The 18,514-nt window shown below is 54.6% G+C and carries 21 protein-coding genes; 6 read left to right on the top strand and 15 right to left on the bottom strand.

What is annotated here, in order from left to right; all coding sequences use genetic code 11:
* From K0778_RS05485 to K0778_RS05525, 9 genes are all read right to left on the bottom strand, one after another.
* Positions 1–200: rhsA element core protein RshA (locus tag K0778_RS05485; RefSeq protein ID WP_001320259.1), on the bottom strand; the 200-nt coding region annotated here is incomplete at its 3' end.
* 202 nt (positions 201–402) lie between these two features.
* Positions 403–804 carry a nickel-responsive transcriptional regulator NikR gene (nikR, locus tag K0778_RS05490; protein ID WP_001190062.1) on the bottom strand — a complete coding sequence of 134 codons (402 nt, stop codon included), beginning with the start codon at positions 802–804 and terminating at the stop codon, positions 403–405.
* A 5-nt stretch (positions 805–809) separates the two neighbouring features.
* The gene (gene nikE, locus K0778_RS05495) at positions 810–1,616 is read right to left on the bottom strand and encodes a nickel import ATP-binding protein NikE (RefSeq protein ID WP_000173631.1); all 807 of its coding nucleotides are present in this window, start codon (positions 1,614–1,616) and stop codon (positions 810–812) included.
* The gene (gene nikD, locus K0778_RS05500) at positions 1,613–2,377 is read right to left on the bottom strand and encodes a nickel import ATP-binding protein NikD (RefSeq protein ID WP_001136229.1); all 765 of its coding nucleotides are present in this window, start codon (positions 2,375–2,377) and stop codon (positions 1,613–1,615) included. Before nikD ends, nikE begins: the two co-directional genes overlap by 4 nt.
* The gene (nikC, locus tag K0778_RS05505) at positions 2,377–3,210 is read right to left on the bottom strand and encodes a nickel ABC transporter permease subunit NikC (RefSeq protein ID WP_001008963.1); all 834 of its coding nucleotides are present in this window, start codon (positions 3,208–3,210) and stop codon (positions 2,377–2,379) included. Before nikC ends, nikD begins: the two co-directional genes overlap by 1 nt.
* On the bottom strand, positions 3,207–4,151 hold the full coding sequence (gene nikB, locus K0778_RS05510) for a nickel ABC transporter permease subunit NikB (RefSeq protein WP_000947068.1): 945 nt from the start codon (positions 4,149–4,151) through the stop codon (positions 3,207–3,209). Before nikB ends, nikC begins: the two co-directional genes overlap by 4 nt.
* Positions 4,151–5,725, bottom strand: a complete 1,575-nt coding sequence (nikA, locus tag K0778_RS05515) for a nickel ABC transporter substrate-binding protein (protein WP_000953353.1) — start codon at positions 5,723–5,725, stop codon at positions 4,151–4,153. Before nikA ends, nikB begins: the two co-directional genes overlap by 1 nt.
* Positions 5,726–5,835: 110 nt before the next feature.
* Positions 5,836–6,423, bottom strand: coding sequence for a 4'-phosphopantetheinyl transferase AcpT (gene acpT, locus K0778_RS05520; RefSeq protein ID WP_000285791.1), 588 nt, complete (start codon positions 6,421–6,423; stop codon positions 5,836–5,838).
* Between the two features lie 54 nt (positions 6,424–6,477).
* Positions 6,478–7,527 carry an AI-2E family transporter gene (locus K0778_RS05525; protein WP_001297848.1) on the bottom strand — a complete coding sequence of 350 codons (1,050 nt, stop codon included), beginning with the start codon at positions 7,525–7,527 and terminating at the stop codon, positions 6,478–6,480.
* Positions 7,528–7,658: 131 nt separating this feature from the next.
* On the opposite strand from K0778_RS05525, the gene K0778_RS05530 reads away from it, so the two are divergent.
* Entirely contained in the window at positions 7,659–8,876 is a 1,218-nt protein-coding gene (locus K0778_RS05530; RefSeq protein ID WP_001300943.1) for an MFS transporter, read from the top strand.
* A 3-nt stretch (positions 8,877–8,879) separates the two neighbouring features.
* On the opposite strand, the gene dcrB is transcribed toward K0778_RS05530, so the two are convergent.
* Both dcrB and K0778_RS05540 read right to left on the bottom strand, forming a co-directional pair.
* Positions 8,880–9,437: a phage sensitivity protein DcrB gene (gene dcrB, locus K0778_RS05535; protein ID WP_001245295.1), complete on the bottom strand. Its 558-nt coding sequence runs from the start codon at positions 9,435–9,437 to the stop codon at positions 8,880–8,882.
* Positions 9,438–9,509: 72 nt separating this feature from the next.
* Entirely contained in the window at positions 9,510–10,175 is a 666-nt protein-coding gene (locus K0778_RS05540) for a 7-cyano-7-deazaguanine/7-aminomethyl-7-deazaguanine transporter (RefSeq protein WP_001100469.1), read from the bottom strand.
* 220 nt (positions 10,176–10,395) lie between these two features.
* Here K0778_RS05540 and tusA point away from each other — a divergent pair, with 220 nt between their 5' ends.
* Positions 10,396–10,641, top strand: a complete 246-nt coding sequence (gene tusA / locus K0778_RS05545; protein ID WP_000130621.1) for a sulfurtransferase TusA — start codon at positions 10,396–10,398, stop codon at positions 10,639–10,641.
* Positions 10,642–10,742: 101 nt separating this feature from the next.
* Here tusA and zntA read toward each other — a convergent pair whose 3' ends face one another.
* Together zntA and K0778_RS05555 are read right to left on the bottom strand one after the other, a co-directional pair.
* On the bottom strand, positions 10,743–12,941 hold the full coding sequence (gene zntA / locus K0778_RS05550) for a Zn(II)/Cd(II)/Pb(II) translocating P-type ATPase ZntA (RefSeq protein ID WP_000106560.1): 2,199 nt from the start codon (positions 12,939–12,941) through the stop codon (positions 10,743–10,745).
* Positions 12,942–13,014: 73 nt separating this feature from the next.
* Positions 13,015–13,641: a lysoplasmalogenase gene (locus K0778_RS05555; protein ID WP_000964724.1), complete on the bottom strand. Its 627-nt coding sequence runs from the start codon at positions 13,639–13,641 to the stop codon at positions 13,015–13,017.
* Between the two features lie 140 nt (positions 13,642–13,781).
* On the opposite strand from K0778_RS05555, the gene K0778_RS05560 reads away from it, so the two are divergent.
* The gene (locus tag K0778_RS05560; protein WP_000042900.1) at positions 13,782–14,141 is read left to right on the top strand and encodes a DUF2500 domain-containing protein; all 360 of its coding nucleotides are present in this window, start codon (positions 13,782–13,784) and stop codon (positions 14,139–14,141) included.
* A 2-nt stretch (positions 14,142–14,143) separates the two neighbouring features.
* Here K0778_RS05560 and K0778_RS05565 read toward each other — a convergent pair whose 3' ends face one another.
* Together K0778_RS05565 and rsmD are read right to left on the bottom strand one after the other, a co-directional pair.
* Entirely contained in the window at positions 14,144–14,413 is a 270-nt protein-coding gene (locus K0778_RS05565; RefSeq protein WP_001295207.1) for a DUF1145 family protein, read from the bottom strand.
* Complete coding sequence (gene rsmD / locus K0778_RS05570; protein WP_000743181.1) at positions 14,403–14,999, bottom strand: 16S rRNA (guanine(966)-N(2))-methyltransferase; 597 nt, start codon at positions 14,997–14,999, stop codon at positions 14,403–14,405. The genes K0778_RS05565 and rsmD overlap by 11 nt, the downstream gene beginning before the upstream one ends.
* Before the next feature lie 149 nt (positions 15,000–15,148).
* Here rsmD and ftsY point away from each other — a divergent pair, with 149 nt between their 5' ends.
* Genes ftsY through ftsX form a run of 3 tightly spaced genes read left to right on the top strand, consistent with a single transcriptional unit; the run spans position 15,149 to position 18,367 of the window.
* Entirely contained in the window at positions 15,149–16,645 is a 1,497-nt protein-coding gene (gene ftsY, locus K0778_RS05575) for a signal recognition particle-docking protein FtsY (protein WP_001040683.1), read from the top strand.
* Positions 16,646–16,647: 2 nt separating this feature from the next.
* Complete coding sequence (gene ftsE / locus K0778_RS05580) at positions 16,648–17,316, top strand: cell division ATP-binding protein FtsE (protein WP_000617726.1); 669 nt, start codon at positions 16,648–16,650, stop codon at positions 17,314–17,316.
* Positions 17,309–18,367: a permease-like cell division protein FtsX gene (gene ftsX, locus K0778_RS05585; protein WP_001042003.1), complete on the top strand. Its 1,059-nt coding sequence runs from the start codon at positions 17,309–17,311 to the stop codon at positions 18,365–18,367. Before ftsE ends, ftsX begins: the two co-directional genes overlap by 8 nt.
* Positions 18,368–18,514: the final 147 nt, after the last annotated feature.

Consider the following 18,514-nt stretch of genomic DNA (forward strand, 5'->3'; position numbering starts at 1 on the left):
GGCAGGGCGATGTCGGTTTCACCGGGAAGGACCTTTGCACCGAGCAGGGGATTGACCGGATGGCCGGACGTCACTCCGCCGGGGCACACCGAACAGGCCACGCCGGTGGGGGCACCAATACGTACCCCGGCTGAACCCTGAACAATGCTACCGCCATACTGCGTCATGTCACCCTGACGCGCCGCCGGTTTTCCGCTCATCGTAAAATCCTTTTCTATTATTTTAATGACAGTATCTTCATACGAAAAAGCGAAGAAAAACTTGTGGTCACAATGAATTGAAGATTTTTAGGAATATATTTAGAACGTTACAAAAGAGAAGGTTCGGATAGGGTATTTAGAGAGGAATCAGGTGTGCTAGTGGCCCTTTGTTGATCGTTCACCAAAGGACCCAATAATAGACTCAATCTTCCTTCGGCAAGCACTGCAAATGCCCGTGCCGCACGCCGCGCTGGGCGATAACGTCATCGGCAAAATGCTGCACGTCACCCATGTCACCTTTCAACACGGCGATTTCCAGACAGTCGTCGTGGTTGATGTGCACATGCAGCGTGGCGACGGAGAGGTCGTGGTGATGATGCTGGGTGGAGACAATGCGGCTGGCTAAGTCGCGTTTTTCGTGTTCATACACATACGACAGCACCGCGAAACCTTGCGTGCCGTGCTGCTGGGTGGCCTCTTGCGCCAGGGCGCTACGCAGAATGTCGCGGATAGCTTCGGAACGGTTGTTATAACCACGACGCTGGCTCAGGCTGTCCAGCGTCTCCAGTAAATCGTCATCAAGCGTGATGGTGACTCGTTGCATTTGCGTTAAACCTTTTCTGTGGTGCGACGGCGCACGGGGAATGCGGGTAATACCGCGTTTTGTAGCACACGTCCGGCGTCAGAGGAAAAGGTTAATTTCTCTCCCACCACCTGGGTTTCGACGATTTGTCCGTTGTCCATAACCATTACCCGCTGGCAAAAGCGTTCTACCAGGCGTAAGTCGTGGGTGATGAACAGGCAGGCGGTGCCAAACTGTTGTTGTAGCTTTTTCAGCAGGCGAATGACACCCGCCTGTAACACGAGATCAAGGTTAGAAACGGCTTCATCCAGAATCAGTAGTTTCGGTTCGACCGCCAGCGCGCGAGCCAGGCAGACGCGCTGGAGCTGGCCGCCGCTTAACTGCGGTGGGCGTTTGTCGAGAACGCTGTCATCGAGATCGACCGCCTTCAGCATTTCGCTGGCGCGCGCCAGTTGTTCGGATTTTTTCAGTGATAGCAGGTGGCGCATCGGTTCACGCAGGATCTCGCGCACGGTTTTGCGCGGATTCACGGCGCTGATGGAGTCCTGAAATACCATCTGAATATCGCGGCGGAACGCTTTACGCTGGGCGCGATTGAGTTTCGCCAGCGGTTCGCCACGCCAGCTAATATTCCCCTGCGCGGGCGATTCTAAACCCACCAGCAACCGCGCGAGGGTACTTTTCCCGCAGCCGCTGCGCCCCAGCAGGGCGACGGTTTCGCCGCTTTTCAGGGTCAGGGAAACGTTATTCAGCACCGCCTGATGTTGATGTTTTCCGTTAAATCCACCGTGCGCATAGTGATGGGAAAGGCCGGAGATGTTAAGTAAAGTCATGATGCCAGCTCCATACCGTAGAGGGCGAGATGAGCGGAAACCAGGCTGCGCGTCACTGTATGTTTGGGGGCGTTAAACAGCGTTTCTACATCGCCCTGTTCGACAATCTTACCGTCAGACATCACCGCCACGTCATCCGCCAGACGCGCCACAACGCCCATATCATGGGTCACCAGCAGCATTCCCGGCGCTTGTTTTTGCATAATGCTTTCCAGCAGATCGAGGATGCGCGCCTGTGCTACCACGTCGAGGTCGGTGGTCGGTTCATCGGCGATGATAAACGGTGATTCACACAGCACCGCCATCGCAATCATCATGCGCTGCAACATGCCGCCGCTCATCTCGAACGGGTACAGCTTCAGCACGCGCGCGGCGTTTTCCAGCCCCACCGCTTCTATGGCAGCGGTAAGCGTAGCGTCATCGGCGGGTTTCCCTAACGCCAGGCAGGTTTCCCGCGCGTGGGTGTGCATGGTGTGCAGTGGATTAAAGGCGCTGCGCGGGTTCTGCATGATGGTGGCAATTTTGATGCCGCGCAGGGCGCAAGGCGAAACCGGTTTGCCATCGGCTAAAATTTCCCCCGCCGTCTGGCGAACGCCAGCGGGCAAAATGCCCAGCGTCGCGGCGCAGGTTAATGATTTCCCGCTGCCGCTACCGCCGACTAACGCCAGCACGCGCCCGCGTTGCAGGGTTAACGATACACCGTGTACCAGCGGCTGCGCGGCCTGTAGCGCGATATTACGTAGTTCAATCTGTTGCGGCATTAGTGTGCGTGCTCCGTCACCAGATGAGGGTCCAGATGATCGCGCAGTGCGTCACCCACCAGGTTAAAGGCCATCACGCTGATAAACAGCGCCAGCCCCGGCCAGAACATTTGCAGCGGCTGGGTCCAGATATACTGGCGCGCGTCGTTAATCATCACGCCCCATTCGGCGGTCGGCGCGGTCACACCGAGGCCAAGGAAAGACATCCCCGCGACGTGCAGCATCATATGGCCGATATCCAGCGTTGCCAGCACCAGCAGCGAAGGGATCACCGCGCCTGCCAGATGATCGACAAACACCCGCACATGGCCCGCACCGGAAAGCCGTGACGCCAGCACAAACTCGCGTTGGCGTAGTGAAATCACCAGGCTGCGCACCATGCGTGCATACCACGCCCAGTGCGACAGGGCGATGGCGATAATTACGTTGGTCAGCCCGGTGCCGAGCACGCCAACCATAAAGAACGACAGAATCGAGGTCGGGAAGGTCATAAACATATCGGCGACGCGCATGGTGGCCTGATCAACGCGCCCGCCAATCAACCCGGCGCTGCCGCCAATAACCAGCCCTAATGTCAGCACCAGCAGCAGGCAGGCCATTACCGAACCGAGCGACACGCGGGTCGCTGCCATCAGCCGCGAGAAAATATCGCGACCTAAGTGATCGGTGCCCAGCCAGTGCTGCGCATCCGGCGAAAGCAGGCGCGACGGCAAATCAATCGCCTGGGGGTCATACGGCAGCCACCACTGGCTGGTGAGCGCAATCAGCGCCAGCAGGGCGATAATGATCAGCGCCAGGCGTACCGACCAGCGGGAAGAGAGGAAAAAGTTCACGCGTGCGCTCCTTCATGACGACGAATGCGCGGGTCCAGCGCGGCGTTGAGCAAATCGACAATCAAATTACAGACCACAAAAACCACCACCATCATCAGCGTAAAGCACTGGATCACCGGATAGTCACGGTTAAAAATCGCCGACACCGCATAGCGCCCGACGCCCGGCCAGGCAAAGATGTTTTCGATAATCATCGTCCCGCCAATCAGTTCGCCGATATGCATCCCCACGGCGGTGATCATCGGCAGCGAGGCATTGCGCAGAATATGGCGGCGTTCGGTCTGTTTGTCATTCAGGCCGCGTAGCCGCGCCCAGGTGACGTGACGCTGACCGGCGACGTCCAGCATACTGGCGCGCAGCAGTCGCGCGTTAATCGCCAGCGACATAAAGGCGATGGAAACCGCAGGCAAAATGATGTGCTGCCAGCCGCCGTAGCCCATCGCGGGTAGCCATTGCAGATACACCGAAAACGCCATCACTAGCAAAAATGCCAGCCAGAAGTTGGGCATCGACACGCCAAGAAACGCGATAAAGCGCACGGCGAAATCCGGCAAACGATCGCGGTGGCGCGCCGCCCAGATACCGAGCGGTACGGAAGTGAGCAGAATTAATACCAGCGCCGCACCTGCAAGTTCCAGCGTGGCGGGCAGGAAGTTCAGCATATCGTCCAGTACCGGGCGTTGGCTGGCGAATGAGATACCAAAGTCAAGATGCAGCGCCTTCCACAACCAGGTACCGTACTGGACGTACAGCGGCTGATCCAGCCCGAGCATGGTGCGGGTAGAGGCCAGCATCTCCGGCGTCGGCGGCAGGTTAGATAAACGCAGATAATCGAGCGCCGGGTCGCCGGTACCGAGGCGCAGCATCAGAAAAATGATCACCGAGGCGGCGAGCACCATCGGGATCAGCAGCAGAAAGCGGCGTAATACGTAACGCAACATTAAGGTTTCACCGGTTTAATCTGTTCGAACGGAATTTCGGTGGCGATCGGCGCGTAGGGGATGTTACCCAGCTCCGGTTTTGATACCACCATCATTGAGATGTAACTGATAGGCAGATAAACCGCCTCGTCATGCAGACGGGTCAGAATGTCGCGATACAGCGCCTGACGTTGCGTTTCGTCATGGGTCGCCAGCACTTCGCCGATCTCTTTATCAATCAGCGGTTTGTCGGCTAATCCTTGCTGTGCCTGGAAGTCAGCGTGTGACGGTACGCGCATTGAACTGAGGAAGGCGTGTGGATCATATGGCGCGCCCCAGGTGCGGTGGAAAATCATGCCAAAACGACCGTCGCGCTGACGAGCATAGATACTGCTCTCTTCTTCGCCAATCAGCGAGACATCTGCGCCAATCTGGCGCATATCAGCCTGAATGATTTCCGCCATCGATTTGCTTAACGCATCGGTGCCGATGAACGACAGTTCAATGCGCAGCGGCTGACCATTTTTCTCGCGGATGTCTTTGCCCGCAGGCAGCGTCCAACCGGCTTTTTCCAGCAACGCTTTCGCTTTCTGCGGATCGTACTGGCGCGGTTTCAGGCCGAGGTTGGCGTAGGGCACAGAAGGGGCAAACAGGGTGTCGGCGACCTGCTGGGTGCCATACAACGCGTTATCAATCAGCGATTTTTTGTTTACCGCGTAATTAAGAGCTTCACGTACTGCCAGCTCATTGGTGGGGGCTTTGGCGGTATTAAGCGCCAGCATCACGGTTTCGATCGGCTGTGACAGTTGGGTATGGTAAGCCGGGTTCTGGCTAAAGCGGGCGAAGGTATCGAGCGGTAATAACCCTTCGTTTCCGTACAGCAGGTCGATATCGCCAGTTTCAAACGCCACCGCGCGGGTAGTCGGGTCCGGGATGACGTTAAAGGTGATCTTTTTAATCGCTGGCTTTTCGCCCCAGTAGTTTTCGTTACGGACGAAGACATCGTACTGATTCAGTTTCGATTCCTGCAAAATCCACGGTCCGGTGCCAATCGGCGCTTTAATTCCGTTCATGGTTTCATGGTTTTTAAACTGCGAGGGGGCGATAAAGCGGAAAGGGCGCGGCAGGGCCAGTTCTTGCAGGAAAGGATAGTAGGCGCTTTTCAGGGTGATTTGCAGCTCTGTTTTACTGAGTGCTTTAACATCAACAATCTGGTTTGCCAGCTCCAGCCAGGCGTGACGTTGACGGTTATCGAGCACTGCGCGGAAGTTTTCTGCCGCCGCCTCGGCATCGAACGGTTCACCGTTGGAGAATTTCACGTCATCACGCAGGGTGAAGGTCCAGGTTTTACCATCTTCTGAATGAGTCCAGCTTTTTGCCAGCCACGGGATCACCGAACCGTCTGCCTGATATTTCACCAATGGTTCATAAACCATGCTCTGGGCGAACATCTGGTTAGGCGTGTAAAGGTGCGGGTTTAGTGGCCCGACATTCACCGGCCAGGCGGTGGTGATTTCATCTGGTGCAGCGGCATGGACGATAAAAGACGCACAAGCCAGCAGCGCAAATAGAGTGCGGCGGAGTGTGGAGAGCATGGTAACCCCAATGGATTAAAATAGATGGCGGAAATAAGTATGACGATTTTAAGTATTCGTCATACTGATTACCTGTTCTGGATCAATAGATGGGCAGTCGGGTGGGCGGATCAGTTAACTGAATCGATCCATTGCACACTCTCGGCGGTGAGCGTAAAGGGGGTGGGGGTGCAGATCGCAAGGCTTAAATTTTCTAGCTGGCAATGGCTGACTGACAGCGAGGAGTGATAGGTGCTATCTACGCTGACGATTTGCCAGGCGCTGCCGCCACGCTGTTTAACGATGGCTTCTTTGCGCGTCCAGATGCGCCAGAACATTTCCAGTTGCTGCTCAGGATGCACGGCGTCCATTTCAGCGTGTTCCCCGAGGCTGAACACGGCGTTCGCCAGCCAGCGCCAGTTGGCGCGCGGGCGAATCACTTCGATATCGCAGCCGACTTCGCCTTCATCGCTCAACAGCAGAGCGATATCGTCACCGCTATGGCTTAAGTTGAACCATAGCGGCGTTTCCGGCGCGAATGCAGGTTTGCCTTGTTCGCCATAGATGATCTCCGGTAGCGGGGAAAGCGTGTGCGAAAGCAATGCACGCCCCGCCAGCCAGCGTTCGCGTCGTGGACCTTGCGGTGCTTGCTCGCGTAAACCCGGTGGCAGTGGAGCTGCGCTTAAGGTCGAAACTTTCCCCAGAACTATCCGATACATATCAGGGCCAACGTTTAATGGAAAATGAAAGTGCGTATCGTATCACTTGTCGCCTCATCCCGGTAACCGACTTTTCGGTCTGCCTGGCCCCAGTAAAATCGCCAGTTTGCTACCGCCTTTGGTGGTTTCCATCCAGATTTTACACACACTGGTTAATGGCACCGAAAGTAGCATCCCTACCGGGCCGAGCAGCCATCCCCAAATTAACAATGAAAGAAATACCACCATGGTGGACATCCCCAGGCGATGGCCCATCATCCGTGGCTCTAAAATATTGCCGATGACCATATGGACAACTAAAAACAATGCGCCGACCAGAATACATTCGTAAATACCATTAAACAGCAGCACCTGAATCATTGGCGGTACGGCGGAAATTACCGCGCCGATATTGGGCACGTAGTTAAGCAAAAACGCCAGTACTGCCCACATCAGCGCAAACTGTACCCCCATCAGCTCCAGCCCCAGCCAGACGATGACACCTGTCCATAAACTGAGTAGCGTCTTCAATGCAAGATAGTGCGAAACGCCTTTAAGTGCGCGGTGTAATCCCGCGATGTGAATCTGTGGATTATTCAGCGCAAAACGCATTTTGTAAGGGACGTGGCGCACTTCAAACAGCATAAAAACTACGGTCATCACCAGCAAAAGCACGCTCGCCATTGCCCCGGAAAGCCCGGTCATTAGCGCTGTGGTGAAGGTAACCACTTTTTCCGAGTCCATCCGCTGCAGCATTCGCTCCGGCGACATATGCAAATTAAGAAAAGGCAACATCTCCTGCAATTTAAAAAGTTTGCGCGTCAGCTCCTTATTAAACTTCGGCAGCATAGAGATAAATTCGTTAAACGATGCCGCCAGTACGCCGACCAGCGCGGTTAGTGCGATCAGCATCACCACCACTACAATCGTAATGGCAACGGGGCGTTGTACTCCCCGACGAATAAACCAGGTGACGAGCGGGTTGAGGACGATGGCAAAAAACAGCGCCAGTAACAGCTGCACAATGATATCTGCCGCTGCGTGAATGCCCGCGAGGATCACTACCAGCGAGGCCAGCTTGAGCAGAATGTGCATGCCCGTTTTATCGGGTTGAGGGGTTTCCATTGGGGCTTCCTTGTGACTTTTTGTATTAAGTGTAGCGGGAGTCACGCCAGCAATATTCTGATTCTTACTGCTGATTTTCACGTCAGCACATGGTAAAAATGAAACACTGTTGTAAAAATGTGGTGATCCTCATGCCCGAACCCGTAGCCGAACCCGCGCTAAACGGATTGCGCCTGAATTTGCGCATTGTCTCTATAGTCATGTTTAACTTCGCCAGCTACCTCACCATCGGGTTGCCGCTCGCTGTATTACCGGGCTATGTCCATGATGTGATGGGCTTTAGCGCCTTCTGGGCAGGATTGGTTATCAGCCTGCAATATTTCGCCACCTTGCTGAGCCGCCCTCATGCCGGACGTTACGCCGATTCGCTGGGACCCAAAAAGATTGTCGTCTTCGGTTTATGCGGCTGCTTTTTGAGCGGTCTGGGGTATCTGACGGCAGGATTAACCGCCAGTCTGCCTGTCATCAGCCTGTTATTACTTTGCCTGGGGCGCGTCATCCTTGGGATTGGGCAAAGTTTTGCCGGAACGGGATCGACCCTATGGGGCGTTGGCGTGGTTGGCTCGCTGCATATCGGGCGGGTGATTTCGTGGAACGGCATTGTCACTTACGGGGCGATGGCGATGGGTGCGCCGTTAGGCGTCGTGTTTTATCACTGGGGCGGCTTGCAGGCGTTAGCGTTAATCATTATGGGCGTGGCGCTGGTGGCCATTTTGTTGGCGATCCCGCGTCCGACGGTAAAAGCCAGTAAAGGCAAACCGCTGCCGTTTCGCGCGGTGCTTGGGCGCGTCTGGCTGTACGGTATGGCGCTGGCACTGGCTTCCGCCGGATTTGGCGTCATCGCCACCTTTATCACGCTGTTTTATGACGCTAAAGGTTGGGACGGTGCGGCTTTCGCGCTGACGCTGTTTAGCTGTGCGTTTGTCGGTACGCGTTTGTTATTCCCTAACGGCATTAACCGTATCGGTGGCTTAAACGTAGCGATGATTTGCTTTAGCGTTGAGATAATCGGCCTGCTACTGGTTGGCGTGGCGACTATGCCGTGGATGGCGAAAATCGGCGTCTTACTGGCGGGGGCCGGGTTTTCGCTGGTGTTCCCGGCATTGGGTGTAGTGGCGGTAAAAGCGGTTCCGCAGCAAAATCAGGGGGCGGCGCTGGCAACTTACACCGTATTTATGGATTTATCGCTTGGCGTGACTGGACCACTGGCTGGGCTGGTGATGAGCTGGGCGGGCGTACCGGTGATTTATCTGGCGGCGGCGGGACTGGTCGCAATCGCGTTATTACTGACGTGGCGATTAAAAAAACGGCCTCCGGAACACGTCCCTGAGGCCGCCTCATCATCTTAAAACTTACTGAATAACCAGCGTATTAATGATGTTTTCTGCGGTGGTCTGCGCTTTTTGCTGATCGTCAGCGGGCAGCGTAATTTGCATGGTCAGCAGTTGATTACCCACGTTACCCAGAATAACGGAAGAGTACGCCGTCTGGCCTTTCGCGGAGATAATACTGTCTAACTGCTGCATTTTGTGACCTTTCAGCTCAATGGCTTTATTGGTTACCACTTGCAGCTGCGGATCGCGGCTACGTTGCTGATCTTCCAGACGCTTCGCCAGCACCGCCAGATCTTCTTTCGGATCATCGCCCATGATGACGATGACTGCTTTCTGCCCGGTGGCGTCGGACCAGACATGCATGTTATTGGCCTGCGTTCCCAGCTTACCGCTCTGGTCGGTCATATCCGCTGGCAGCGAGAAACTTAACTTGCCATCAAGCAGGTTGACGGGATTCCCGGTAGCGTTACTTTCCGCGACCGAACCCTGCGCCGTAGCGTTAGTGTCTTTATCATCACAGGCCGCAAGCCCCATAACCAGCAGGCCAATTCCGACATATTTAACCAGATTGCGCATTGACTTCTTCCTTTCGATAAACGGCCATAACGGCTCATTCATCCATCTTATCACAACTCTGATAACGAACCTTTAACTCGCCTGCAAAGCGTTGATTTCGGATTTATCTGCCAGTCTTTTCAACAGCATATTGAGTAATACGCCATACATTGGCAGGAAGAAAACGATACTGATTAACACTTTGAAACAGTAATCGACCAGCGCGATTTCCATCCAGTGTTCAGCCATAAAGGCATCCGGGCTACGCCAGAAGGCAATGAAGAAAAAGGCCAGCGTGTCGCTGACGTTACCGAACAGTGTGGACGCTGTCGGTGCCAGCCACCAGCGGCGACTCTGACGCAGGCGGTTAAAAACGTGCACGTCGAGGATTTGCCCCAGCGCGTAGGCCATGAAACTGGCGGTGGCGATACGGGCGACAAACAGGTTGAAGTGGGCGAGTGCGCCGAATCCCTGCCAGGAACCCATATAGAATAGCGACGAGATGACGTAGGAGATTAATAACGCAGGGATCATTACCGCGAAGATAATGCGTCGGGCCAGCGGTGCGCCAAAAATACGCACGGTCAGGTCGGTAGCAAGAAAAATAAACGGAAAGCTAAACGCGCCCCAGGTGGTATGGAAACCCAAAATGGAGACGGGAAGCTGAACCAGATAGTTACTGGAGGTGATCACCAGCAGATGAAATAACGATAACCAGAACAACGCCTTATAGCGTTGAGTTTGCGAGAAAACGTTCATATTGTACCTTTTTGATTAACCATTGGGGTGAGGGAACCCAATACGTACGACACGTCTGTTACCTTAACATAATAACGTGCTTACCCTTTTTTCGAGCCGCCGCATGATACTGCTTTACGTTGACAATGCAATGGTTAATTTTCACGCAATCGTTAACCTGGTTTGCTTACGGACTCACAGGGCGTAAACTAGCGCCGTTTTTTTATGTGATGAGAAGAAAATGACCGATCTCTTTTCCAGCCCTGACCACACACTCGACGCACTTGGCCTGCGCTGCCCGGAACCCGTAATGATGGTGCGCAAAACTGTGCGCAATATGCAGCCCGGCGAAACGTTGCTGATTATCGCCGACGATCCGGCCACTACCCGCGATATTCCTGGGTTTTGTACCTTTATGGAACACGAACTGGTTGCGAAAGAGACGGATGGACTGCCTTATCGTTATTTGATTCGTAAAGGCGGTTGATGGGGGCTGATTGGCTTCGATGCCGCCTTTTCCCCTCACCCTAACCCTCTCCCCAGAGGGGCGAGGGGACCGATCGCGCTCAATGTTGCGATCGGTTTGCCTTATCTCCTGCGCAACAATCTTAACGCATTCGCTGTCACCAGCACCGTCGCACCCGTATCTGCCAGCACCGCCAGCCATAGTCCGGTCATCCCTAAAAGCGTGGTGACGAGGAAGATCCCTTTCAGTCCCAGCGCAATGGTGATGTTCTGGCGGATATTGGCGTGAGTGGCGCGTGCCAGTTCAATCATTTGCACCAGGCCGCGCAGGTGGTTATGGGTTAATGCTGCATCAGCGGTTTCCAGCGCCACGTCTGTGCCACTGCCCATTGCAATCCCAATGGCGGCAGCTTTCATCGCTGGCGCGTCGTTAATACCGTCACCGACCATCGCCAGCGGCGCATGTTGATTCAGCTCGGTCACCGCTTTGACTTTATCTTCCGGCAACAGGCCCGCTTTAAACTCCAGCCCCAGCTCCCCGGCAATTGCCGCCGCTGCGCGTGGATTATCGCCGGTGAGGATCACCCCTTTGACGCCCAGCGCGTTCAGTTCACTGATGGCAGTTGCAGCATCGGCGCGCAGGGTATCCTGTAACGCAATGACACCAAGCACGTCATCGTTACGTACTACCAGCACTACCGTTTGCCCGGCGCTTTCCAGTTCGTTAATTAAACCAGCAAATGCATCAGCGGGATGTTTCCCGGCAGCGCAAATCAATACGCGCTCACCGTTAACCTGCGCTTCAATGCCAGACCCGACCAGCGCCCGCTGTGATTCGGCGGCGGGAATGGCGAGTGCAGCAACCTGTGCTTCGCGCACGATCGCCTGCGCCAGTGGATGCGTCGCGCCTTGCTCGACCGCCGCCGCCAGTGTCAGCAGTTCAGATTCACTAATACCCGTTGCCGGATGAATCGCGGTAACGCGCGGTTTACCGACGGTCAGCGTACCGGTTTTATCAAACGCCACCTGGGTAACACGACCTAGCTGCTCCAGCGCCGCACCGCCTTTAATTAACGCCCCACGACGTGCCGCTGCTGCCAGCCCGGAGGTAATCGCCGCGGGCGTGGAGATAACTAACGCACACGGGCAGCCAATCAGCAGCAGCGTCAGCCCTTTATAAATCCACTCTTGCCAGCTGGCGGCAAACAGCAGCGGCGGCACCAGCGTTACCAGCAGGGCGACGGCCATAATTGCTGGCGTATAAATACGGCTGAAACGGTCGATAAACCGCTCAATGGGGGCGCGGCGCTCTTCGGCTTCTTCGATCAGTTTCAGAATCCGGTCAATGGCGCTGGCACCCGGTTCTGACAGCACTTCCAGCGTTACCAGACGGTCTACGCTGGTGGCTCCTGCAGGAACTTTATCGCCCGTTGCGCGCTCCACCGGAATGGATTCGCCGGTCAGGGCGCTTTCATCAAAACTGGCAAAGGGCGAGAGCAGTTTACCGTCGGCAGGCAAACGCCCGCCCGCCGCAACTTCAATCACATCGCCAGGGCGCAGGCTGTTAATCGCCACCTCTTCCCGCTCACCGTTACGCAGGCGCGTGGCGGTTTCTGGTTTCAGCGCCATTAACGCGCTAACGCCCTGACGCGCGCGGCTGGCGGCCCAGCCTTCCAGTCGTTCACCAATCAAAAACAGCAGCAACACCATCGCAGCTTCAGCCGTTGCGCCAATAAACAGCGCACCAATAGCAGCTACGCTCATTAACGTTTCAATGGCGAAGTAACTGCCGGATTTGATCAGCCGTAATGCCTGACGAGCAATCGGGTACAGCCCAACCAGCGTGGTCGCGATAAACGCCAGTTGCCCGAACGGATGATTGAACTGCTCCAGACCCCAGCTGATTGCCATCATCACGATTAGCGTAATCAGCGGCAGATTCTCTTTCAGGCGCGATGCTTGTGGCTCGTCGGCGGCCTGCTCATCACGCAGGGAATAGCCCGCTTTTTGCACCGCAGATTCAACTTGTGCACGGATGTCATTGTCGGCATCAACCACCAGTTTTTCGGTGGCGAACAGTACCTGCACCTGATTCACGCCTGCAAGCTGGCGCACGGCATTTTCTACCTTGCGCGCACAGGCGGCGCAGTCCATGCCGCTGACTTTCCAGCTATAGCGGGTGCCGGAGACGTTTTCAGAGAGCGTTGGCGTGCTGGAACATGCGCCGTCGCAGCAACAGTCGTTGGCGTTCTGTACCGTGGTTAGCGGTTTGAACGCGGCAAATTGAGGGGCTTTCTTGCCGTGATTGTCAGGAGTCGACATGGCATCCTCCGGTTAAGTTTTTTCTCATTAACCGAAGGATACACTCTGGAGTCGACTCCAGAGTCAAGTTTTATCAGAGATACAGCGAGCGGACGATGAGGAAGTGACCGGCAAAGTAGCAGGCCGCAGCAATCGCGTTATCCGCACGGAAGCGTCGGCGATAGTGGCTACCCAGCCAGACAAAGTTACTGATAAACAGCAACGAAGCGCCGACAAACGCAGAGAGCGCCGGAGCGGTCGGACGGAAGAACCACAGTTCACCTACCAGCCACACCATCACCAGCGTCATGCCGATAAACGTGCAGATAGGCCAACGATACTCTTCCAGCCGCGTCCAGATAATCGCCAGTAACAGCGCGCCCAGAACCAGCAGTACCAACGGCAGAGGCCAGAAGAAAGAGAGCGTCATCTGACTGGCGAAATAGATGGTGTACAGCAGGTGCGAGAGGAAAAACGCGCCGATGGCGTACATCAGACGTTGACGTGGCAACAGGGTTAGCGCATCGCCCAGCAGTGAGGCGCACAGCCCCGCCAGCACCAGATAGCTAATGGCGTCGAACATCGGCGCTTGCCAGGCCAGTAACAACAGGAGAAGAAGGGTTAACGGTTTAAACACCCAGCGTTGCCAGGTTGGCCCACGATACGATGCATCCACAGATAGCCATGCGGAAAGACAGACAGCGATAAACGACCAAAGCATCTTAGTTCCTTGAATTCGTTATTTTTTCGTAAGCGGAATGCCTACGGTCTTGCTTCCAGTTTAGTGGCGAGGGTGGACGGATGACAACACCATAACTGGCAGGGTATGCTTATTTCCGCATTTTCCGATGAGGGATAAAGATGAGCAAACCACCTCTTTTCTTTATTGTTATCATTGGCTTAATTGTCGTCGCCGCATCGTTTCGTTTTATGCAACAGCGACGGGAAAAAGCTGATAATGATATGGCTCCGCTCCAGCAAAAGCTGGTGGTGGTGAGCAACAAGCGGGAAAAACCGATTAACGATCGCCGTTCGCGCCAGCAGGAAGTGACTCCGGCAGGCACCAGTATGCGCTATGAGGCAAGCTTCAAACCGCAAAGCGGAGGAATGGAGCAAACGTTTCGCCTCGACGCCCAGCAGTACCACGCCCTGACAGTGGGCGATAAAGGTACGCTGAGCTATAAAGGAACGCGCTTTGTTAGCTTTGTTGGCGAACAATAAGGTTATTTTTTAACTTTAAATTTCTTCTGCCAGACCAGCAGTTCAAACACGCCGAAAAGGAAAATCCGCACCTTTTCGGCGGTGGTCATCTGCGGGCCATCTTTCGGTAAAGTGGATTTCAATAGCGCCAGCTGCATACCATGCATCAGCACGGTAAAAATCAGCGCCACGTTAACGAAAATATTCAGCGGGCGCGGGAAGGGATGCACCAGGTTGAGGATTAAAAATCCCCAAACGCAGAGCATTAACAAACGTCCAATATTAATCAGCATCACTTTCTCCTTGTGCTTCGCGTTGATACAGCCGATAAGCCACCTGACCCGCCACTTTTTCCCGATGCAATGACCAGTTTGCCGGAACAGTGGGCAGACCGTTTTCGACTTCGCTTTCGACATAAATCAGGGCTTCGTCAGCCAGCCAGCCGTTATCTTCCAGTAAATTTATCGTCTCTTCTAACAAGCCACGGCGGAACGGTGGATCGACAAACACTATATTATGCGGTGTGCCTTTTTGCGCCAGGAATGACATCGCGTTGCTGTTCACTACGCGTGCATTGCCTGCTTTTAGTGTCGCCAGATTCTTAATTAACTGCTGAGAAACTGCACGATCCATCTCAATCAACGTGGCCTCCGCAGCGTAGCGTGATAACGCTTCCAGCCCCAGCGCGCCGCTTCCGGCGAAGCAATCCAGACATTGGGCGTCAACAATGACCGGAGCCAGCCAGTTAAATAACGTTTCGCGTACGCGGTCGGTGGTGGGGCGCAGACCTGGGCTATCAGGAACCGGTAGTTTACGGCCTCGCCACTGCCCGCCAATAATGCGGATTTGGCCGCTGCCGGAATGATTCGGTTTTTTCATGATAAATTGCTCAATCCGCCAGATAACACATACTTGCAGGCGGTGATGTGAATTAAGTTAAGTGATAGACTATTTCATCATTTTTTTAGCTGCTATGTACATAGCGTTAACGCTGTGCCATGAAGCAACAGCGAGGAGTGTAGTCGCAAATGGCGAAAGAAAAAAAACGTGGCTTTTTTTCCTGGCTGGGCTTTGGTCAAAAAGAGCAGACCCCGGAAAAAGAGACAGAAGTTCAGAATGAACAATCGGTTGTAGAAGAAATCGTTCAGGTGCAAGAGCCTGCGAAGGCTTCTGAACAAGCCGTTGAAGAGCAGCCGCAGGCGCATACTGAAGCCGAGGCGGAAACTTTTGCTGCCGACGTTGTGGAAGTCACTGAACAGGTTGCTGAAAGTGAAAAAGCGCAGCCTGAAGCGGGAGTCGTTGCACAGCCGGAACCGGTCGTAGAAGAAACGCCGGAGCCAGTGGCTATCGAACGTGAAGAGCTGCCGTTGCCGGAAGACGTCAACGCCGAAGAGGTTTCGCCAGAAGAGTGGCAGGCTGAAGCGGAAACCGTAGAGATTGTCGAAGCGGCGGAAGAAGAAGCGGCTAAAGAAGAAATCACCGACGAAGAGCTGGAAGCACAGGCGCTGGCTGCCGAAGCGGCAGAAGAGGCGGTGATGGTGGTTCCTCCGGCAGAAGAAGAGCAGCCGGTGGAAGAAATCGCTCAGGAGCAGGAAAAACCGACCAAAGAAGGTTTCTTCGCGCGCCTGAAACGCAGCCTGTTAAAAACCAAAGAAAATCTCGGTTCCGGATTTATCAGCCTGTTCCGCGGTAAAAAAATCGACGATGATCTGTTTGAAGAGCTGGAAGAACAGCTTTTGATCGCCGATGTGGGCGTGGAAACCACACGTAAAATTATCACCAATCTGACGGAAGGCGCATCCCGCAAGCAGCTTCGTGATGCCGAGGCGCTCTATGGCCTGCTGAAAGAAGAGATGGGCGAGATTCTGGCGAAAGTCGATGAGCCGCTGAATGTTGAAGGTAAAACGCCGTTCGTGATCCTGATGGTGGGCGTCAACGGTGTGGGTAAAACCACGACGATTGGTAAGCTGGCACGTCAGTTTGAGCAGCAGGGTAAATCGGTGATGCTGGCGGCGGGCGATACTTTCCGTGCAGCAGCGGTTGAACAGCTTCAGGTCTGGGGTCAGCGCAACAATATTCCGGTGATTGCCCAGCATACCGGTGCGGATTCCGCCTCTGTTATCTTCGACGCCATTCAGGCAGCTAAAGCGCGTAATATCGACGTCCTGATTGCCGATACCGCCGGACGCCTGCAGAACAAATCGCACCTGATGGAAGAGTTGAAGAAAATCGTCCGCGTGATGAAGAAACTCGACGTTGAAGCGCCGCATGAAGTTATGCTGACTATCGATGCCAGCACCGGGCAGAACGCGGTAAGCCAGGCCAAACTGTTCCATGAAGCCGTTGGTTTAACCGGCATCACGCTAACGAAACTGGACGGCACGGCGAAAGGCGGGGTAATTTTCTCGGTGGCTGACCAGTTTGGTATCCCTATCCGCTACATTGGTGTCGGCGAACGTATTGAGGATTTGCGTCCGTTTAAGGCGGACGACTTTATAGAGGCACTTTTTGCCCGAGAGGATTAACAATGATTCGCTTTGAACATGTCAGCAAGGCTTATCTCGGTGGGAGACAGGCGCTGCAGGGCGTTACGTTCCATATGCAGCCGGGTGAGATGGCGTTTCTGACCGGTCATTCCGGCGCAGGGAAAAGTACCCTCCTGAAGCTGATCTGTGGGATTGAGCGGCCCAGCGCCGGGAAAATCTGGTTTAGCGGCCATGACATCACGCGTCTGAAAAACCGTGAAGTTCCGTTTCTGCGCCGCCAGATTGGCATGATTTTCCAGGATCACCATCTACTGATGGACCGTACTGTCTACGATAACGTGGCGATCCCGCTGATTATCGCTGGTGCCAGCGGTGACGATATTCGTCGCCGGGTGTCGGCGGCACTGGATAAAGTCGGGCTACTGGACAAAGCGAAGAACTTCCCTATTCAGCTTTCGGGCGGTGAACAACAGCGTGTTGGCATTGCCCGCGCGGTGGTGAATAAGCCCGCGGTACTGCTGGCGGACGAACCGACTGGTAACCTGGACGACGCGTTGTCGGAAGGGATTCTACGTCTGTTTGAAGAGTTTAACCGCGTTGGGGTAACCGTATTGATGGCAACGCACGACCTCAACCTGATTTCACGGCGTTCCTATCGCATGCTCACCCTGAGCGATGGTCACTTGCATGGAGGCGTGGGCCATGAATAAGCGCGATGCAATCAATCATATTCGGCAGTTTGGCGGGCGTCTGGATCGCTTCCGTAAATCGGTCGGCGGCTCAGGCGATGGCGGTCGTAACGCACCGAAACGCGCGAAATCCTCGCCAAAACCGGTAAATCGCAAAACCAACGTTTTCAACGAACAGGTGCGCTATGCCTTCCACGGCGCATTGCAGGATCTGAAAAGCAAACCGTTCGCCACATTTTTAACGGTGATGGTTATCGCCATCTCCCTGACGCTGCCCAGCGTCTGTTATATGGTGTACAAAAACGTTAACCAGGCGGCGACGCAGTATTATCCGTCACCGCAAATCACTGTTTATCTGCAAAAAACGCTGGACGATGACGCTGCTGCGGGCGTGGTGGCACAGTTGCAGGCCGAGCAAGGCGTGGAGAAAGTGAATTATCTTTCTCGTGAAGACGCGCTGGGCGAGTTCCGTAACTGGTCTGGCTTTGGCGGCGCGCTGGATATGCTGGAAGAAAACCCGCTTCCGGCAGTGGCGGTGGTGATCCCGAAACTCGATTTTCAGGGGACGGAATCACTCAATACGCTGCGTGATCGTATCACGCAGATTAACGGCATTGACGAAGTGCGGATGGATGACAGCTGGTTTGCCCGTCTGGCGGCGTTGACTGGGCTGGTCGGGCGCGTTTCGGCGATGATCGGCGTATTGATGGTGGCGGCCGTGTTCCTCGTCATCGGCAACAGCGTACGTCTGAGCATCTTTGCTCGCCGTGACTCCATTAACGTGCAGAAACTGATTGGTGCGACGGATGGTTTCATCCTGCGCCCGTTCCTGTACGGTGGCGCACTGCTGGGATTTTCTGGCGCATTGTTGTCACTAATTTTGTCAGAAATTCTGGTACTGCGATTGTCATCGGCGGTTGCGGAAGTGGCACAGGTTTTCGGAACGAAGTTTGATATCAATGGTTTATCGTTCGATGAATGCCTGCTGTTGCTGCTGGTATGCTCGATGATTGGCTGGGTGGCAGCGTGGCTTGCCACGGTACAACATTTACGCCACTTTACGCCTGAATAATAAAAGCGTGTTATACTCTTTCCCTGCAATGGGTTCCGTAGCAGGGAAAGAGACCCCGTTGTCTCTTCCCGGTATTTCATCTCTATGTCACATTTTGTGCGTAATTTATTCACAAGCTTGCATTGAACTTGTGGATAAAATCACGGT

Origin of the sequence: Escherichia sp. XD33, assembly GCF_019375075.1 — a bacterium.
GTDB lineage: Bacteria > Pseudomonadota > Gammaproteobacteria > Enterobacterales > Enterobacteriaceae > Enterobacter > Enterobacter flexneri_A.

Bases quoted from the DNA above. Each gene is read 5' to 3' on its own strand.
- nikR (WP_001190062.1), bottom strand. From the start codon at position 804: ATGCAACGAGTCACCATCACGCTTGATGACGATTTACTGGAGACGCTG.
- nikE (WP_000173631.1), bottom strand. From the start codon at position 1,616: ATGACTTTACTTAACATCTCCGGCCTTTCCCATCACTATGCGCACGGT.
- nikD (WP_001136229.1), bottom strand. From the start codon at position 2,377: ATGCCGCAACAGATTGAACTACGTAATATCGCGCTACAGGCCGCGCAG.
- nikB (WP_000947068.1), bottom strand. From the start codon at position 4,151: ATGTTGCGTTACGTATTACGCCGCTTTCTGCTGCTGATCCCGATGGTG.
- nikA (WP_000953353.1), bottom strand. From the start codon at position 5,725: ATGCTCTCCACACTCCGCCGCACTCTATTTGCGCTGCTGGCTTGTGCG.
- acpT (WP_000285791.1), bottom strand. From the start codon at position 6,423: ATGTATCGGATAGTTCTGGGGAAAGTTTCGACCTTAAGCGCAGCTCCA.
- K0778_RS05525 (WP_001297848.1), bottom strand. From the start codon at position 7,527: ATGGAAACCCCTCAACCCGATAAAACGGGCATGCACATTCTGCTCAAG.
- K0778_RS05530 (WP_001300943.1), top strand. From the start codon at position 7,659: ATGCCCGAACCCGTAGCCGAACCCGCGCTAAACGGATTGCGCCTGAAT.
- dcrB (WP_001245295.1), bottom strand. From the start codon at position 9,437: ATGCGCAATCTGGTTAAATATGTCGGAATTGGCCTGCTGGTTATGGGG.
- K0778_RS05540 (WP_001100469.1), bottom strand. From the start codon at position 10,175: ATGAACGTTTTCTCGCAAACTCAACGCTATAAGGCGTTGTTCTGGTTA.
- tusA (WP_000130621.1), top strand. From the start codon at position 10,396: ATGACCGATCTCTTTTCCAGCCCTGACCACACACTCGACGCACTTGGC.
- zntA (WP_000106560.1), bottom strand. From the start codon at position 12,941: ATGTCGACTCCTGACAATCACGGCAAGAAAGCCCCTCAATTTGCCGCG.
- K0778_RS05555 (WP_000964724.1), bottom strand. From the start codon at position 13,641: ATGCTTTGGTCGTTTATCGCTGTCTGTCTTTCCGCATGGCTATCTGTG.
- K0778_RS05560 (WP_000042900.1), top strand. From the start codon at position 13,782: ATGAGCAAACCACCTCTTTTCTTTATTGTTATCATTGGCTTAATTGTC.
- K0778_RS05565 (WP_001295207.1), bottom strand. From the start codon at position 14,413: ATGCTGATTAATATTGGACGTTTGTTAATGCTCTGCGTTTGGGGATTT.
- rsmD (WP_000743181.1), bottom strand. From the start codon at position 14,999: ATGAAAAAACCGAATCATTCCGGCAGCGGCCAAATCCGCATTATTGGC.
- ftsY (WP_001040683.1), top strand. From the start codon at position 15,149: ATGGCGAAAGAAAAAAAACGTGGCTTTTTTTCCTGGCTGGGCTTTGGT.
- ftsE (WP_000617726.1), top strand. From the start codon at position 16,648: ATGATTCGCTTTGAACATGTCAGCAAGGCTTATCTCGGTGGGAGACAG.
- ftsX (WP_001042003.1), top strand. From the start codon at position 17,309: ATGAATAAGCGCGATGCAATCAATCATATTCGGCAGTTTGGCGGGCGT.